This window comes from Nonomuraea candida (assembly GCF_000725485.1).
In the GTDB taxonomy this organism is placed as follows: domain Bacteria; phylum Actinomycetota; class Actinomycetes; order Streptosporangiales; family Streptosporangiaceae; genus Nonomuraea; species Nonomuraea candida.
Genome location: NZ_JOAG01000010.1, coordinates 173,392 through 188,880, shown reverse-complemented (window position 1 = coordinate 188,880; position 15,489 = coordinate 173,392). Strand labels below are relative to the sequence as shown.

The 15,489-nt window shown below is 72.3% G+C and carries 14 protein-coding genes, 1 pseudogene and 1 riboswitch; of the genes and pseudogenes, 9 read left to right on the top strand and 6 right to left on the bottom strand.

Features of this window, described 5'->3' with window-relative positions; all coding sequences use genetic code 11:
• The first annotated feature begins 21 nt into the window (after positions 1 to 21).
• Positions 22 to 137: riboswitch (TPP riboswitch) on the top strand.
• Entirely contained in the window at positions 129 to 1,454 is a 1,326-nt protein-coding gene (locus tag IO39_RS10680; protein WP_043619776.1) for a purine-cytosine permease family protein, read from the top strand. It overlaps the preceding riboswitch by 9 nt.
• Here IO39_RS10680 and IO39_RS10675 read toward each other — a convergent pair.
• Entirely contained in the window at positions 1,423 to 1,992 is a 570-nt protein-coding gene (locus tag IO39_RS10675; protein ID WP_043619774.1) for a methylated-DNA--[protein]-cysteine S-methyltransferase, read from the bottom strand. The genes IO39_RS10680 and IO39_RS10675 overlap by 32 nt on opposite strands.
• A 95-nt stretch (positions 1,993 to 2,087) precedes the next feature.
• Here IO39_RS10675 and IO39_RS10670 point away from each other — a divergent pair, with 95 nt between their 5' ends.
• The gene (locus tag IO39_RS10670) at positions 2,088 to 3,956 is read left to right on the top strand and encodes an ATP-binding protein (protein ID WP_052422708.1); all 1,869 of its coding nucleotides are present in this window, start codon (positions 2,088 to 2,090) and stop codon (positions 3,954 to 3,956) included.
• 142 nt (positions 3,957 to 4,098) lie between these two features.
• Positions 4,099 to 4,530 carry an ATP-binding protein gene (locus tag IO39_RS10665; RefSeq protein WP_245641903.1) on the top strand — a complete coding sequence of 144 codons (432 nt, stop codon included), beginning with the start codon at positions 4,099 to 4,101 and terminating at the stop codon, positions 4,528 to 4,530.
• Positions 4,531 to 4,557: 27 nt separating this feature from the next.
• On the opposite strand, the gene IO39_RS10660 is transcribed toward IO39_RS10665, so the two are convergent.
• From IO39_RS10660 to IO39_RS54285, 3 genes are all read right to left on the bottom strand, one after another.
• On the bottom strand, positions 4,558 to 5,199 hold the full coding sequence (locus IO39_RS10660; protein ID WP_052422707.1) for a YidC/Oxa1 family membrane protein insertase: 642 nt from the start codon (positions 5,197 to 5,199) through the stop codon (positions 4,558 to 4,560).
• A 92-nt stretch (positions 5,200 to 5,291) separates the two neighbouring features.
• Positions 5,292 to 5,492, bottom strand: a complete 201-nt coding sequence (locus IO39_RS10655; protein ID WP_043619770.1) for a DUF6412 domain-containing protein — start codon at positions 5,490 to 5,492, stop codon at positions 5,292 to 5,294.
• Positions 5,493 to 5,515: 23 nt separating this feature from the next.
• Entirely contained in the window at positions 5,516 to 5,689 is a 174-nt protein-coding gene (locus IO39_RS54285; protein ID WP_157548162.1) for a hypothetical protein, read from the bottom strand.
• Positions 5,690 to 5,831: 142 nt separating this feature from the next.
• Between IO39_RS54285 and IO39_RS10650 the strand changes: the two genes are divergently transcribed.
• On the top strand, positions 5,832 to 6,527 hold the full coding sequence (locus tag IO39_RS10650; RefSeq protein WP_084772655.1) for a response regulator transcription factor: 696 nt from the start codon (positions 5,832 to 5,834) through the stop codon (positions 6,525 to 6,527).
• Positions 6,527 to 7,630 (top strand): sensor histidine kinase, encoded by a 1,104-nt coding sequence (locus tag IO39_RS10645; protein ID WP_043619768.1) that lies wholly within the window; start codon positions 6,527 to 6,529, stop codon positions 7,628 to 7,630. The genes IO39_RS10650 and IO39_RS10645 overlap by 1 nt, the downstream gene beginning before the upstream one ends.
• A 114-nt stretch (positions 7,631 to 7,744) precedes the next feature.
• Here IO39_RS10645 and IO39_RS50465 read toward each other — a convergent pair whose 3' ends face one another.
• Positions 7,745 to 8,140 (bottom strand): hypothetical protein, encoded by a 396-nt coding sequence (locus IO39_RS50465; protein ID WP_052422706.1) that lies wholly within the window; start codon positions 8,138 to 8,140, stop codon positions 7,745 to 7,747.
• A gap of 187 nt (positions 8,141 to 8,327) precedes the next feature.
• Between IO39_RS50465 and IO39_RS10635 the strand changes: the two genes are divergently transcribed.
• The 3 genes and pseudogenes from IO39_RS10635 to mptB form a co-directional block, all read left to right on the top strand.
• Positions 8,328 to 8,675 (top strand): STAS domain-containing protein, encoded by a 348-nt coding sequence (locus IO39_RS10635; RefSeq protein ID WP_052422705.1) that lies wholly within the window; start codon positions 8,328 to 8,330, stop codon positions 8,673 to 8,675.
• Positions 8,676 to 8,709: 34 nt separating this feature from the next.
• The gene (locus tag IO39_RS10630; protein ID WP_043619765.1) at positions 8,710 to 9,438 is read left to right on the top strand and encodes a glycosyltransferase family 2 protein; all 729 of its coding nucleotides are present in this window, start codon (positions 8,710 to 8,712) and stop codon (positions 9,436 to 9,438) included.
• Between the two features lie 232 nt (positions 9,439 to 9,670).
• Positions 9,671 to 10,936: pseudogene (gene mptB, locus IO39_RS57585) on the top strand (polyprenol phosphomannose-dependent alpha 1,6 mannosyltransferase MptB); the annotation flags it as partial.
• A 298-nt stretch (positions 10,937 to 11,234) separates the two neighbouring features.
• Here the strand turns inward: mptB and IO39_RS57580 are convergent.
• Positions 11,235 to 13,727: an ICP22 family protein gene (locus tag IO39_RS57580; protein ID WP_245641902.1), complete on the bottom strand. Its 2,493-nt coding sequence runs from the start codon at positions 13,725 to 13,727 to the stop codon at positions 11,235 to 11,237.
• 545 nt (positions 13,728 to 14,272) lie between these two features.
• Here IO39_RS57580 and IO39_RS10605 point away from each other — a divergent pair.
• A complete protein-coding gene (locus IO39_RS10605) occupies positions 14,273 to 15,478 on the top strand; it encodes a glycosyltransferase 87 family protein (protein WP_245641901.1) in 1,206 nt (401 codons plus the stop codon).
• Positions 15,479 to 15,489: the final 11 nt, after the last annotated feature.

Genomic DNA, 15,489 nt, shown 5'->3' with positions numbered 1-15,489 from the left:
GGCATGATGAGGGCGCAAACTACAGATCGTCGCGGGAGCTCGGGGTCGCCGGGCTGAGAGGGCAGCAATTCGATCCGCTGCCGACCGCCGGAACCTGTCCGGATAATGCCGGCGTAGGGAGAAGTGCGATGACGCATGTCGCCGATGAAGTTCCACTGACACTCGAAGGCCGGCCGCCGAAGACCCTGGGCGTGCTCGACCAGGGCGCGCTCTGGGCCAACCTCGGTGTCAGCCTGCTGGGCTTCTCCGGGGCGATGTTCCTGCTCGACCCGCTCGGCAACGCGCCGCTCAGCCTGGCCGCGGCGCTCGTCGCGACGGTGGTCGGCAGCCTGATCGGCACCGCCATGGTGGGCCTGTCGGCCATCCCGGGCACGCGCACGGGACAGCCGTCGATGGTGCTGCTGCGCGGGCTGTTCGGGGCCCGGATCTCCTACCTGCCCACGGTGCTGAACATCGTGCAGATGCTCGGCTGGGGCGCCTTCGAGCTCTGGGTGATCGCGATGGGGGCCAGCGCGATCTTCGGCGGCGTGCCGTACCAGGTGTGGGTGATCGTCGCGGGGGTGCTGACCACCGCGCTGACGATCTGGCCGCTCGGGTCGATCCGGGTGCTGCGCCGGTACGTCACCGCCGGCGTGATCGTCGCGATGATCTGGTTCACGGTGGTGTTCCTGCGCGAGGCCCCCGCTCAGACGGGCGGGAGCTGGACGGCCTTCCCCGCCGCGGTGGACTACGTGATCGCGCTGTCGGTCTCCTGGGTGCCCATGGCGGCCGACTTCGCCAGGCACTCGCGCTCCAGCGCCGCCGCCTTCACCGGCGTGGTCGGGGGTTACACGCTGGCGCAGGTGGCCTGCCTGGGCCTGGGCGTGTACGCGGTGGCGATGGCCGGCTCGGCCGACCCCGTGGCGACCTTCGGCCCGTTCGTCGCGGCCCCGCTGGGCGCGCTGTTCTTCGGCATCCTCGTGCTGCGCGAGACCGACCAGTCCTTCGCCAACGTCTACTCCACCACGCTCTCGCTGCAGAACCTGATGCCGCGCATGGACCGGCGGGTGTTCTCCGTCGCGATCGGCGTGCTGACCGTCGCCATCGCGCTGATCGTGGACGTCACGTCCTACAGCGCGTTCCTGGGCGTGATCGGGGCCGTGTTCGTGCCGATGTTCGCGGTGCTCGCCGTGGACTACTTCGTGCTGGGCGGCGCCCGCCGCTGGAACACCTCCGAGGACGCGCCCTCGCGCTGGGTCATGCTGGCGCCGTGGGCGCTGGGCTTCGTGGCCTACTGGCTGACGACCTCGTCGCCGACGGTCCCGGCCTGGGACGCCTTCTGGACCGGCGTGCGCACGGCCATCGGCTTCACCCGGCAGACGTGGATGAACGGCGCGCTGGGCGGGGCGCTGGTGGCGGGGCTGGTGACGCTCCTCATCGGGCTCATCCTGCGGCGGCGCGCCGCTCGACGTTGAGCAGGTGCTGCTTGGCGGCCTGGCCGCCGGCATAGTCGCCCAGCGCGCCGTCCTCGCGCACCACCCGGTGGCAGGGCACGATCACGCAGACGGGGTTGGAGGCCAGCGCGTTGCCGATCGCGCGCAGCGCGCGCGGCCTGCCGATGCTCTGGCCGATCTCCTCCAGCGTGGTGGTGGTGCCGTAGGGGACGGCCATCGTCTTCTGCAGCACCGTGCGGGCGAAGGTCGTGGCCAGCGTCAGGTCCACCGGCGTGGCGAAGGTCCGCAGCCGCCCCGAGAAGTACGCGTCCAGCTCCCTGCGCACCGGGTCGATCCGGCGGGCGTCGGGCCCGATGAACCGCCCCACGTGCCTGGAGACCAGCTCGAACACGTCGTTCTCCGGCTCGAAGCTGCACGCCGCGATGCCCTTGCCCGTCACGGCCAGCACCAGCCGGCCCACGGCCCCGTCGTAGGTGTCGAAGGCGATGTCCGGTGGCGTATCACCCCGATAGGTGCTGGAGGTCACCCGCAACAGGGCATCGAGATCGTTGCTCGACATGCCTCCACCTCTCCGACCACCCGGGAATCACCGTGACCGCAGCGTATCGGACGGATCGCCCGACGCACCCACCGCGCCACGTGCACTATGGAGGAGTGGGGGACCAATGGGCCGGTAGTGACGATGAGATCGCTCGTGCGGCGCTCGCCGGCTCGCCCAACGCCGTCGTCGCCCTCGACAGGGACCAGAGCGTGCTGGTGTGGAACGCCGCGGCGGAGCAGGTGTTCGGCTGGACGGCGCAGGAGCTGCTCGGGCGCAGGGCGCCGATCGTGCCCGACGAGCTGAGCGCCGAGCACAACGCGGCGCTGGAGCGCGTACGCACCGGCGAGCCGGTCTCGCTGCGCACCCGGCGCCTGCACCGCGACGGCACCCTGCTCGACCTGCGGGTCGACATCGGCGCGCTGCGCCTGGGCAGCGCCGTGGCGGGCTACGTGTGCGTCTATCACCCGGCCATGGCCGACGTGCTGGCCAGAGACCGGATGGCACGCCGGGCCAGGCTCGTGCGCCGGCTCACCGACGTGGTCGGCGACATCAACTCCGAGTTGGAGCTGCCGGCCGTGCTCGACCGGATCTCGGCCAGCCTCACCGAGCTGACGGGCGCGGACGCGGGCGGGTTCGTGCTCATCGAGGGCGACCGGCTGCGGCTGGTCAGCACCTACCAGTTGCCCGACGCGATCAGGGGCACCACCACCGACCTGCGGACGAGCCTGGTGGACAAGCTCTTACGCACGGGCAAGACCGTGATGCTGGAGTCCCAGGGGCTCGACGACCTGGTGTGGGCGCGGCTGCGCGGCCTGCACACGATCGCGCTGGGGCTGGCGGCCGTGGGCGGCCGCCCGTACGGCGCCCTGTACGCCCTGTTCGCCCGCAGCACACCCGGCCACCTCGAACTGGAGCTGCTGGAGCTGCTGGCCGGCCACGCGGGCATCGCGGTCGGCAACGCGGTGGCCTACCAGGAGGCGGTGCGGCAGCGGGCCCACGAGCGGGCCGTGTTCGACGCCAGCGCCGACGGCATCGCCGTGCTCGACCAGGCCGGGCGCGTGGTGCGGTGGAACCCGGCCGCGGCCGGCCTGACCGCGCTGCCGCCCGAGTCGGTCATCGGCGGGCCGCCGCCGTTCCCGCTGCCCGCGGCCGGGGAGAAGGTGACCTTCCAGATGGACAACGGGCGGTGGCTGGACGTGGTGAGCGCGCAGATCGAGGAGACCGGCGAGGTGGTCGTGGACTTCCGCGACGTGACCGCGGCCAAGGAGCTGGAGGAGGCCAAGGACCTGTTCCTGGCCACGACCAGCCACGAGCTGCGCACGCCGATCACGATCGTGCGGGGCTTCGCCGGCACCCTGGACGCGCGCTGGGAGAAGATGAGCGACCTGGAGCGCCGCGCCGCCGTGCACACGATCGCCGAGCGGTCCAGGTCGCTGGGCGAGCTGATGGACCACCTGCTGCTGGGCGCCAGGGCGGGGGCCGACGAGCTGAAGGTGCGCATCGAGGCGTTCGACCTGGCCGAGCGGATCGACGGGGCCACGCTGGGGCTGCCCGTGCTGTCGGACAGGCACCGGGTGGAGGTGGACCTGCCGGAGGGGCTGCCGCACGTGCTGGGCGACGCCCTGGCCACCGACATCGTGCTGGGGCAGTTGCTGGAGAACGCGTTCAAGTACTCGCCCGACGGCGGGCTGATCAGCGTCGCGGCCTGGCCCGAGGACGACAACGTGGTCGTGGTCGTGGACGACGAGGGGGTCGGTATCGCCCCGCCTGACCGGGAGCGGATCTTTGAGCGCTTCGTCCAGGTGGACAGCGGCGACCGGAGACGGTTTGGTGGAGTGGGGCTCGGTCTCTACATCGTCCGCAGCCTCGCCAGAGCACAAGGGGGAGATGTGAGCGCCCATCCGAGGCCGGGAGGCGGCACGAGAATGCGACTTGTCCTCAGGTGTGCGTCCCCTATCCGATCCGACACACCGATGCGGTAACGAGGTGGTCACGGTTGCGCTGATCTATCGTCCAATGTGTACAAGCTGTGATCGAGATGCGGTTTCTGGGATTGAGTAACGGGGCATTTCGGTCGTACCGGGGAGTGTTCCCGCGGGGGGCACAGGGAACGGGGAGGTGGGTGTGTCAAGCGTGGTGCTGCTGCCGTACGCGCCGTCCAGCGTCGCCGTCGCCCGCCAGCGTCTGAGCACAGACCTGCAGGACAGTGGGGTTTTTTCCGCCGCGATCGACGATGCCGTGCTGGTGGTGAGCGAGTTGCTGAGCAACGCGCTGAGGCACGCGCATCCGCTGCCGTCGGGCATGGTCAGGGTGGCCTGGCTGCGCAGCGACGACCACATCGAGGTGGCGGTGAGCGACGGGGGTGCGGCCACCGAGCCGCGGGCGGGCCGCCCGACCCTGTCCTCGCTCGGAGGCCGGGGGCTGGGGATCGTCGAATACGTGGCGGAGAGCTGGGGGGTCAGGCACGACGGTGACACGACGACCGTCTGGGCCATCCTGCCCGCGCCGAGCCAGTCGGTGAACGGGCAGGTGGCGGCCCTCAGGGAAGCCGGCTAGCCGCTCGTCACGGGGCCGGTCCGCCGCTCAGGCGGGCCGGGCGTGGAGCACGGCGCGCTCGCCGACGGCCCACGCCGTCGAGACGAGCAGATAGAGCCCGGCGGCCAGCGGCAGCACGAGCGCGGCCAGCACCGTGCCGTACGGAAGCAGCCGCATGATCTTCGTCAGCACCTCCGGCTGCTCCTCCACGACCTTGATCTGCCTGCTGGAGAGCCAGGCCACCGCTATGACCAGTGCGATGACCGATACAAAGACCAAAAATGGTCCGCTGACCAGACCGTAATTGGCCACAACCGCGGCGACCTGGTGCCCCAGGGGTGCCCCGAAGAGGTCATGGCCGACGAGCGCGGTCGGATGCGTGGCCACCCGGTACATCAGCCACAGGAACGGCAACTGCCCCAGCATCGGCAAGAACCCGGCGAACGGCGACGTGCCCTCCTTGGCGTAGAGGGCGTTGAGCTCCTTCGACAACCGCTCGGGGTTGCGCCCGTGGCGCTCGCGCAGCTCGCGCAGTCTCGGCGCGAGCCGTTCCCGGATCCGCATCGTGCGCGCCTGGCGCACGTTGAGCGGCAGCAGCAGGAGCCGTACGGCCAGGGTGAACAGCACGATGCCGAGCGCGGCGCTGCCGCCGGACAGATTGATGACGAACGTGACAAGAGAATCGATCATGAGCCCTGTTTCCTCGCGTAGGGGAAGGAAGGGGCTCGCCCGCCCGAAGAGATGTCAGGGAGCCCCGCTCGCGCAACGGAAGCGGGGCACGCCTAAGGGGCCCGGGGACGCGATCGACCTGCCGCGTCGGGGTCACGCTGCCGCTGGAAGGCGCTGCGGCGCGCGTAGGTCAGCGGAAAGCCCGGCGGCTGCCCGCCGAGGACGGGCAGCAGCGCGGCCGCCCACGTGGCCAGCAGCAGGATCGCCATCATGGTGATCCCGACCAGCCACGGATCGAACAGGAACTGCGTCATGCCCACGGGTCAGCGTGAGCGGGTCAGTGCGAACGGGAGGACTTGCCCACCACGGCGACCGCGACGAAGACGACGACGGCGACCACGCCGATGATCAGGGCGAGCTTCAGCAGTCCTGCCAGCATGGGCAGGAGGAAGTTGAACAGCACGAAGAGACCCAGCAGGGCCCCCAGGACGAGCATCACGACTCTACTCATGGAGCCACCGTACGTCCTCGGGACATGATCCGCGAGGCTAACGAAGCGAGACGTACCGCTCGTGCGGGGAGGACCTGGCCTGAGGCTTACGAAGCGATGACGTACCCCTCGCACCGGGACCACCCGGACGTACCGTGAGGGGGTGAACACGCGCATCATGGTGGTGGACGACGATCCGACGGTCTCCGAGGTCGTGGCGCGCTATCTGGAGCGCGACGGGCACGCGGTCGAGTGCGTGCGCGACGGCGTGGAGGCGCTGCGCAGGGCGCTGGCCGACCCGCCCGACCTCATGGTGCTCGACCTCATGCTGCCCAAGATCGACGGGCTGGAGGTGTGCAGGCGGCTCAGGGAGCGCCGGCCCGTACCCGTGATCATGCTGACCGCGCTCGGCGACGAGATCGACCGCGTGGCCGGACTGGAGACCGGCGCCGACGACTACGTGACCAAGCCGTTCAGCCCGCGCGAGCTGGCGCTGCGCGTGCGGTCGGTGCTCCGGCGCGCCCGCGGCGCCTCCGTCACCGGCGGCACCGGCGTGCTGCGCGACGGCGACCTGGTGGTGGACGTGGGAGCCCACGAGGTACGCCTGGGGGGCGAGGAGATCCCGCTCACCGCCCGCGAGTTCGACCTGCTGGCCTACCTCATGCGCAACCCGCGCCAGGCGTTCAGCCGGTCGGCGCTGCTCGACCAGGTGTGGGGGTGGTCGTTCGGCGACTCCTCCACCGTGACCGTGCACGTGCGGCGGCTGCGGGAGAAGATCGAGCCCGACCCCACCGAGCCGCGCAGGATCGTGACCGTGTGGGGGGTCGGCTACCGCTACGAGCCGCTGGCCGCCCCGTGATGCCGCAGCCGGGCGACCTGGCCCAGGTCGTGGCCGTCACCGCCGGGCTCGGGCTGCTGGTCGCGCTGGCCGGCGTCTGGGTGATGGGACGGCTGCGCGCCAGGTCGATCGGGGTCATGCTGGCCGTGGTCGTGGTGGTCGCCGTGACGGCCACGCTGGCGGGCGTCGTGGCGATCATCACCGGGATGTTCATCGAGGGGGCGGCCAGGGACTTCGTGCTCAGCGTGGTGGCCGTCGGCGGGCTCGTGGGGCTCGGGGTGGCGTTCGTGCTGGCCAGACGGGTGGTCGGAGAGAGCAGGCGGCTGGTGGAGGCCGTACGGGAGACGCCGTTCGCGGCCCCCCGGGGGCTGCCCGCCGAGCTGCAGACGATCGCGGACACCCTTGAGGAGGCGTACGCCCGCGAGCGGGCCCTGGAGGGCGCGCGGCGCGAGCTGGTGGCGTGGGTGAGCCACGACCTGCGCACGCCGCTGGCCGGGATGCGGGCGATGGCCGAGGCGCTGGAGGACGGCGTGGTGTCCGACCCCGCGACGGTCGCGCGCTACCACGCCCAGATCAGGCTCGAGGTGGAGCGGCTGTCCGGCATGGTGGACGACCTGTTCGAGCTGTCGCGCATCCACGCCGGGGCGCTCCGCCTGACGCGTGCCAGGATCGGGCTGGCCGACCTGGTCGCCGACACGCTCGCCGGGGCGGAGCCGCTGGCCAGGGCCAAGGGCGTGACGCTCACCGCCGAGGCGCCCGCCGCCGTGCCGGTGGAGGCCGACGCGGGGGCGCTCGGACGCGCCCTGGGGAACCTGGTGGTCAACGCCATCCGGCACACGCCGTCGGACGGGACCGTGGTGCTGCGGGCCGAGGCGGACGCCGAGGGCGTGGCCCGCCTGTCGGTCACGGACTGCTGCGGAGGAATCCCGGAGGAGGACCTGCCCCGGGTCTTCGAGGTGGCCTTCCGGGGGGAGGCCGCGCGCACGCCCACCGCCGCCGGCGGGGCGGGGCTGGGGCTGGCCATCGCGCAGGGCATCGTGGAGGCGCACGACGGGACGATCGGGGTGGTCAACGACGGGCCGGGGTGCCGGTTCGAGATCCGGCTGCCCCTGGCCGGCGGTTGACGCTTCGAGGCCCCTTCAAACGCTCTCCGGTCGGCGCTCCGAGGTCCTCCGGACGCTCTCCGGTCGGCGCCTCAAGGTTCTCCGGATGCTCTCCGGCTGGCGCTTCGAGGTCCTTCAGACGCTCTCCGGATGGTCGCGGAGGGCGCCGAACGACTCCGACATGGCGCGGAACGTCGGGCAGGGCCAGCGCCACATGCAACTGCGGCACCGCAGGATCGGATGGGCGGTGTCGCTCGTGATGCCCCCCGCGTCGCGCGGCTGGTGGAGATCGAGCAACCTGAGCCCGAGCTCCGAGAACCTGAGCAGCTCGGTGCGGGCCGTGGCCAGGAAGTCGAGGTCCTCGACCGCCAGCCGGGTGCGGATGGGCACGTAGCCCTCGTGGTTCACCAGGGCGCGCAGGCGTCCTGCTTCGTCATGCCATGACGTCGCCTTCTCTGTGCTGATGAGGATGGTCTCCAGGCGTTCTCTGAGCCCCTGGCGCTGAGCGTCTTCGGGTTTGTCTGCATTCATCGATGCGGGGCCCGTCGGTCGTGCCCCAGCCCCTCCTTCGCCATGAAGCCGTGCCGGTTCCCGTGTCACGCTGTCAAGCTTCGCGTACTCTCCGTTTTCATGGAGCCCAAACGGAGGACAAAAACCTGTCGTTCCCCTATCGGCGTGACAACGTGACCGGAAGCCTCCGCGCCGCTAGCCTGCCCATGTGGAGCTCAAGGTCTCGACTCGATCACATGCCGGGTGCGCACTCGTTGCCATCACCGGAGAAATCGACCTCTATACGGCGCCTCACCTGCAGTCCGAGTTCACTCGGCTGCTGCAGGACGGGCCGAGCCGGGTGGTCATCGACATGTCCGCCGTGGATTTCTGCGACTCCACGGGGATGAACGTGCTGCTCTCGGCGCTCAAGCGCATGAAAGAGCAGGGAGGGACGTTGGAGGTGGCCGCGCCGCGGCCCGCCGTACGCAAGATCCTGCAGGTCACGGGGCTCGACTCCGTGTTCACCGTGCACGAAGAGGTGCCGCAGGAGTTCCTCATCGCCGAGGGATCATGATCAGGTGCGTGCCCGGCCGCGGAAGTGAGGGCCGGTGAGAGGCGACACCGCGGTCATCATCCCGGCCGTCAACGAGGCCGACCGCATCTCGGCCACCGTCACGGCCGCCGCGGCCCTGCCCGGCGTCGATCTCGTCGTGGTCGTCGACGACGGGTCCGCCGACCGGACCGGCAGGGTGGCGCGCGCCGCCGGGGCGCGGGTGGTCCGCCACAGCCGCAACCGGGGCAAGGCCGCCGCCATGGAGACGGGGGCCGAGGCCGTGCGCCTCCTCGACGAGGACGACGCGCCTCGCCACCTCCTCTTCCTCGACGCCGACCTGGGCGAGACGGCCCGCGCCGCCGCCCCGCTCATCGAGCCCGTACGCGCGGGCGAGGCCGACATGACCATCGCCGTCTTCGCGACGAGGGTCAAGCTCGGCGGGCACGGCTTAGTGGTGCGCCTGTCCAAGGAGGGCATCCGCCGTGCCACCGGCTTCACGCCCGCCCAGCCGCTCAACGGGCAGCGCTGCCTCACCAGGGCGGCCTTCGAGGCGGCCAGGCCGCTGGCGCACGGGTTCGGGGTGGAGACGGCGCTGACGATCGACCTGTTGCGCAAGGGATACCGGATCACCGAGGTCGAGGTCGACATGGCCCACCGGGCCACGGGGACCGACTGGCGGGCACAGCTCCACCGGGCGCGGCAACTGCGGGACGTGGCGCGCGCCCTGGCCGTACGCGAGCCGATGGTCGTCCAGAACCTCGACAAACTCCGCCCCAAACACTGACCTCACCCCCAGCCACCGCCAGCCGGCCACCCGCCGACCCTCGCCTGTCGCCCTCACGCCTGCTGCCCGCGTCGGTCGCCGGCCGTCCGCGCCTGCTGCGCGCGCCGACGGCCGCCGCCTGTTGTCGACCGGGCGCGTGAGACCCTTCTGCATCCGCACGGAGCCTCCGTCCATAGACCTGGACTCCGGGGCGCGCCGAGTGTCCCCAGGGTGGGGGCGCCGCGCAGGCCACATGAGTTCGCGGGCGGGTTGTGCACAGGCGGCGGAGCTTCAGGGGGCGTTGTCCACAGGCGGGCGGGCTTCGGGCGAGGGCGTACCGCGAGTGTGCTGGAATTTCCCGGTGACTTCGGAGACGCGGCACCCAAGAGCACGAGGCCGGCCGGGCGGGCCGGCCGCGGCGGCGATCGGCGTCTCGATCCTGCTGACGATCACCATCGGGCTCCTCGGCCCGTCGCCGATGGTCCCGGCCCTGGGCGGCCCCGGCTGGCATCCGCCCTACTCCCTCGACGTGGCGCCGGACCCGCACCTGGTGATCGTCCTGGCGGCGGCCGCCGTCGTCCTGGGCGGCCTGGGCCTGCTCGCCGCGCTGTGGTCACTGCGAGATCCCGCCGGCGCCCCGGCCTCCCCGGCCTCCCCGGAGAGCTGGTGGCGGGGCCTGCCGGGCGTGCGGGTGCTGGTGACGGCCGGGTGCGTGGCGGCGGGCATCCTGGCGTTCCTGCCGCCCTCGGGCTCCGGCGACCACCTCAACTACGCCGCTTACGGGCGCATGGTGACGCTGGGCCTCAACCCGTACACGCATGGCGCGGTCGATCTGCCCGGCGACCCGATCGCCGACGCGGTGGAGCGGCCGTGGCGTGAGGAGCCGAGCGTCTACGGCCCGGTGGCCACGGCCCTGCAGGCGGTGGCGAGCTGGGTCGGCGACGACTCGCTCCGGCTGACGATGTTCGTGCTGGCCCTGTTCAACGCCGCCGCGTTCATCGTGACGGGCCTGCTCATCGACCGTTTCACGCGGGACGACCCGGTCAGGCGGATGCGCGGGGCCCTGCTCTGGACCGCCAATCCCCTCCTGCTCTACCACCTGGTCGCGGGCATGCACGTCGACACGCTCGCCATCGCCTGCATGGTCGCCGCGCTCCTGGCGAGGGGCCGGCCCGCCGGCTCGGGCGCGCTGCTCGGGCTCGGGGTGGCCGTCAAGGTCAACGCCGGCCTCGTGGCCCTGGGCCCGGCCTGGGAGCTGCGCCGCCGTCCCGCCCGCCTGGCCCTGATGGCGGGGTGTGCCGTCGCGGTCGTGGTCGCCGGATACGCGATCGTCGGGCCCGAGGCCATCGCGCCGATGACCCGCACGAGCAAGGCGATCTCGCATGCCTCGCTCTGGAAGCTCGTCCAGGGCTGGCTCCAGGGGATCGTGGGCCCCGGGAGCGCATACCGCGGCGAGATCCAGGTCGGCTCGCTCCTGCTGCTGGCCCTCATCGCCTGGTCCCTGCTCCGCCTGGCCTCGCGCGCACGCTGGACGAGCGGCAGCCTCCCTGCGCCGCCCCGGGCGAGCGGGGGTCTCCCCGGGGCGGGTCGGGGGCTGGACGCGCCGGTGGTGGCGGCGGGGCTGGTGGTGGCCTACCTGTTCGCCACGCCGTACATCCTGCCCTGGTACGACGGCCTGGCGTTCGGGATGCTGGCGCTGGTCACGGCCTCGGCCCTCGACTCGTTCGTGGTCGCGCACCTGCTGGTCCTGTCGCTGGCCTACCTGCCCGCGAGGGTGGACGGCGTGCCGGGCGATCTGGCGTGGCTCAGCGGCGAGCTCAGGCCCCGGCTCGCCTGGGTTCTGCTCGCTCTGACCGTGGCGCTGGTGGTGTGGGCATGGCGAGCTGCAGGGCGCGCACGCAGGCCGCGAGCGTCAGCGGCACGGCCACCGTCAGCGCCATAGCGGGAATGGCGATGCCCGAGTCGTTCATCAGGAAGCCGACGAAGGCGCACGTCAGGGCGCCGAACAGGCCCGCTCTGAGCGTCGGGGCCAGGTGGTAGGCCTGGCCGAGCGAGGAGGCGCCCCAGCGTGACGGGCGGGCCAGCACGAGGAAGAGAAACGCCAGCGCGACCAGCGAGAGGAGGGTCAGTGACCAGTTGCCCACCGTGACGCCGATCATGGCGCCGAACTTGCGGCCGATGACGGTCCACGCCTGGCCGTCGATGATCTGCTGGACGAAATTGCCCAGGTGAGTGCGCTGGGTCTCCGGGCGCAGCCAGTCGACCAGGGAGAGCACACCCACGATCACGGCCCCTGCCAGGCCCACGAGCAGGAGCCTCAGCGGGGAGACCCGCTTGCCGGAGAGCAGGATCAGGAAGACGGCCAGGCCGACCACGAACGCCGGCACACCGCCGAAGTCCGCGCCCCACGAAGGCCATCCGTCCGCGAAGATCGCGAATGCCCCGTAGACCCCGCACAACGCCACGACCACGCCTCTCGACACGTTCCGTCGCAGCAGCCACTGCGCCACCCCGGCCAGGCCGAGGATGGTGCCCGTGGCGTAGACGGCGAAGGCGATGTTGCTGAAGCCGTAGAAGCGCCCTCCGGTCACCGGCTCGTAGCCGGTCACGGCGTTCACCTGCAGCTTGGAGCCGGTCATGACGTCGAGCAGCAGGGCGATCGAGGTGATGGCGGCGACGGCGGTGAGGGGGCCGAGCACGTGCGCGCGCCAGGGGCCGGCGAAGGCGAGCGCGGTGATGAGGCCGGCGATGGCGAGGATCGTCACGATCACCGACAACATCGGCACGGGGAAGGTCCACCAGGGCACGAGCTGGGCCAGGAAGGTGGACACGGCGATGGCCCCGCTGACCACGGCGACGATCTGCACGGCCGTGAGCAGCCTGGAAGCCCCCGCCGCCTCCCGCCCGTGCGCCCCCGCGCCGAAGGCGCCAGCGTGCGCGCCCATGCCGAAGGCTCCGGCATGCGCCCCCGCGCCTGGGATTCCGGGCTGTCCGCCCGCGTCGGGGGTTCCGGGCTGTCCGCCTGCGCTGGGGGTGTCGGGCTGTCCGCTTGCGTCGGGAATTCCGGGCTGCTCGCCTGCGTCGGCGGTTCCGGGCTGTCCGTCCCCGGGCAGCCCGGCGGGTGCGTTCGTGCCGGAGGGGCCGGGATGGGCGTCTGTCCCGTGGCCTTCGGGACGCGCAGCCGTGCCGTCGGTTCCGGCGTGCGCGCCGGAGCCACGCGACTTCCCAGGTGTGGGCGGGGTTGCGGGGATGCGGGTGCGGCGGCGCAGGGCCAGGGCGGCGAAGGCGTAGAAGAGGAGCTGGACGGTGACCAGGACGGTGAAGAAGGGGCCGCGTACCTCACGGAGCACCTGGCTGGCCAGGTCCGCGTCCGCCAGCTCCGTCACCGTCTCGGACGGCGCGGCGGGGGCGGGCCCGCCCGCCTGCCAGGGGCGGCCGACCACCTCCCGGGCCGCGGGCAGGCCCAGGAGCTGGATGGTGGTGGCGGTGAGGTCGGTGATCGCGACCAGGCCGTCCTGGCGGGTGGAGGTGGCGGTGAGGCGGCCCTGGCGATACGGCCGGCCGTCCGGGGAGGGGCCGGCGGCGATGGCGACGTGGAGGTGGGCGTTCGGGGTGACGTCCGAGACGCCTGCGACCAGGACGGTGGTGGTCGCGGGCAGCCGGCCGATCAGCGCGCCGATCTGCCGGTCCGCCTGGCTCACCGCGGCGCGGCGGGCGGCGGCGGGGAGGGCGGCGGGAACGCCGTACTCGTCGAGGGGCTGCCGCTGCCAGGCGTCGGCGAGGTCGGCGGCCTCGAAGACGATCAGGTCGTAGGCGGTGGGATCGCCGAGGCCGTCGAGAGTGGGAGAGTATTTGGTGATATTTCCGGTCTTGTCCGCTGCGGCCAGCGCAGCGCCGGGACCGATCGCGGCGACCTTCCCTCCACCGTGCGCGACGGCCTGGCCGAGCGTGCCGATCCGGGCGTCGTAGCCGGTCTCGGCCTGGTACGCGGCCAGCGCGTCCCACCCCGGCACCGTGGCACTCTCACCGTCGGCCCGGGGAACGGGAGCCGCCTGGCAGCCCTTGCCTTCCGTGCCCGCCCGCTGCCCCGCCGAGACCGTCAGCCAGCCGGACGCGGGGCAGGTGATGCCCCGGTCGGGGGGCGGCACGGTCCGGGTGGAGAGCGAGCCCGAGGCCCCCTGCCCCACGAGCCGCCACAGGTGCGGGGTCCTCGTCTCGTCCAGGTCGCTCCACTCCAGCCCCGGAACGCCGATCAGGGCCACCCGCCGCCGGTCGGCGACGACACTCGCCTCGCCCGCCCGATCGGCCACGGCGGCACCGTGACCCACCTCGCTCCCGCCGGTCGCCTCGATTCCGCGGCTGGCCCCGGTCCCGCCGGCCATCCCCGTTGCGTAGGGGGCCCCGGTCCCGCCGGCGATCCCGGTTGCGTAGGGGGCCCCGGTCCCGCCGGCGATCCCGGTTGCGTAGGGGGCCCCGGTTCCGTCGGCCATCCCGGTTGCGTTGGGGGTTCCGATTCCGCCGGCGGCGCCGGCGCTCAGGACGGGGGTGGTGGCGGGGAGGGGCGCAGCCGTGGCGGGGGCGGCGAGGAGGCAGGGCGAGAGCACGGCGAGGAGCAGGAGGGCGAGACGCCGGCCGAGGCCGGCCGGACGCCCGACGCGGGGGCCGAGGTCCACGAGGCGTGCGGGGCCGGCCGCGCGCCGGCCAGGGCCGACCTGGTGGCCAAGGGGAGCGGGACGGGCGGGGTGGGGGTGCGACGCATACCGGACCTTTGGCGGGTACGGTGTGGCGTTCGGCATGTGCGGACCCCCAGTAGTCTGCCCCTCGATCAACAACAGCCACGGTAACGTGCCACACCGTGACAAGTGGCGAGGTGCGGGTGAGACGGCGGCAGTGGTGGGCGTGGGTGGTGGCGGCCCTCGTCGTCGTGGCGGCCGCGGCCCCCCTGGTGCACGGATGGCTCACCAATCCGGACGACCAACGCCTGGTCGACCTCGACGTTTACCGTACCGGGGGGCAGATGCTCCTCGAAGGCCGGCCGGTGTACGACTACGTCACGCCCGCGCCGCAGTTGTTGCCGTTCACGTACCCGCCCATCGCCGCGATGCTGGCCGTGGTGCTGGCCCTGATGTCGTGGGAGACGGCCCAGTGGGTGTGGACGGCGGGGATCTTCGTGGCGCTGGCCGTGACCGTGGGGTTCGCGTTCCGGCAGGTGCTGGGGCGGGAGTCGTCGCGCGGGTACGCGCCGTGGGTGTTCGCGCTGCTCATGGTGGCCTGCACCTACCTGATGCCGATCAGGGACCAGGTGCGGTTCGGCCAGGTGGACATCCTGCTGGTCGCCCTGTGCCTGGCCGACTGCGTGGCCAGGCGGCCGTGGTGGCCGCGCGGGTTCCTGATCGGGCTGGCCACGGCGGTCAAGCTGACGCCCGGCGTCTTCCTGATCTACCTGCTGGTCACCAGGCAGTGGCGGACGTTCTTCATGGCGTCGTTCGTGGCCGCGGTGCTGACGCTGCTGCCGTTCGCGGTGATTCCGCAGGACGCGGTGGACTTCTGGTTCTCGGCGCTGCTCGACCCCGAACGCCTGGGCGCGAACGCGGCCACCACCAACCAGTCGATGCGCGGCATGCTGATCCGGCTCTACCTGCCCGACCTGCTGACGACGGCCATCTGGGCGGTGCTCGTGGCCGTGGTCGGGTGGTTCGGGTTCCGGGGGGCGCTGGCGGCGTACCGGGCGGGTGACGGGCTCACGGCGGTCGCGCTCGTCGGGCTGATGGCCGTGCTGCTGTCGCCGGTCGCCTGGATCCACCACCTGGCCTGGGTGGTCGTGGTGCTCGCGGCCATCGTGGGCGACGGGCGCGATCCGGTGCGGCTGCGGGTCGCGGCGGGGGTGTGGCTGTACTACGTGGTGCCGGTGCCCTGGTGGGGGGTCTCGCTCAAGGCGGCCGAGATACCGGGGGTGAGCCTGGTGCTGGGGAAGATCGTCCAGAACGGGTACGGGCTCGGCGCGCTGGCGCTGGTGTGGTTGTTGACGTCCTGGCTGCCGAAACGCCGACAGATCACTTGACCGGGCACTAC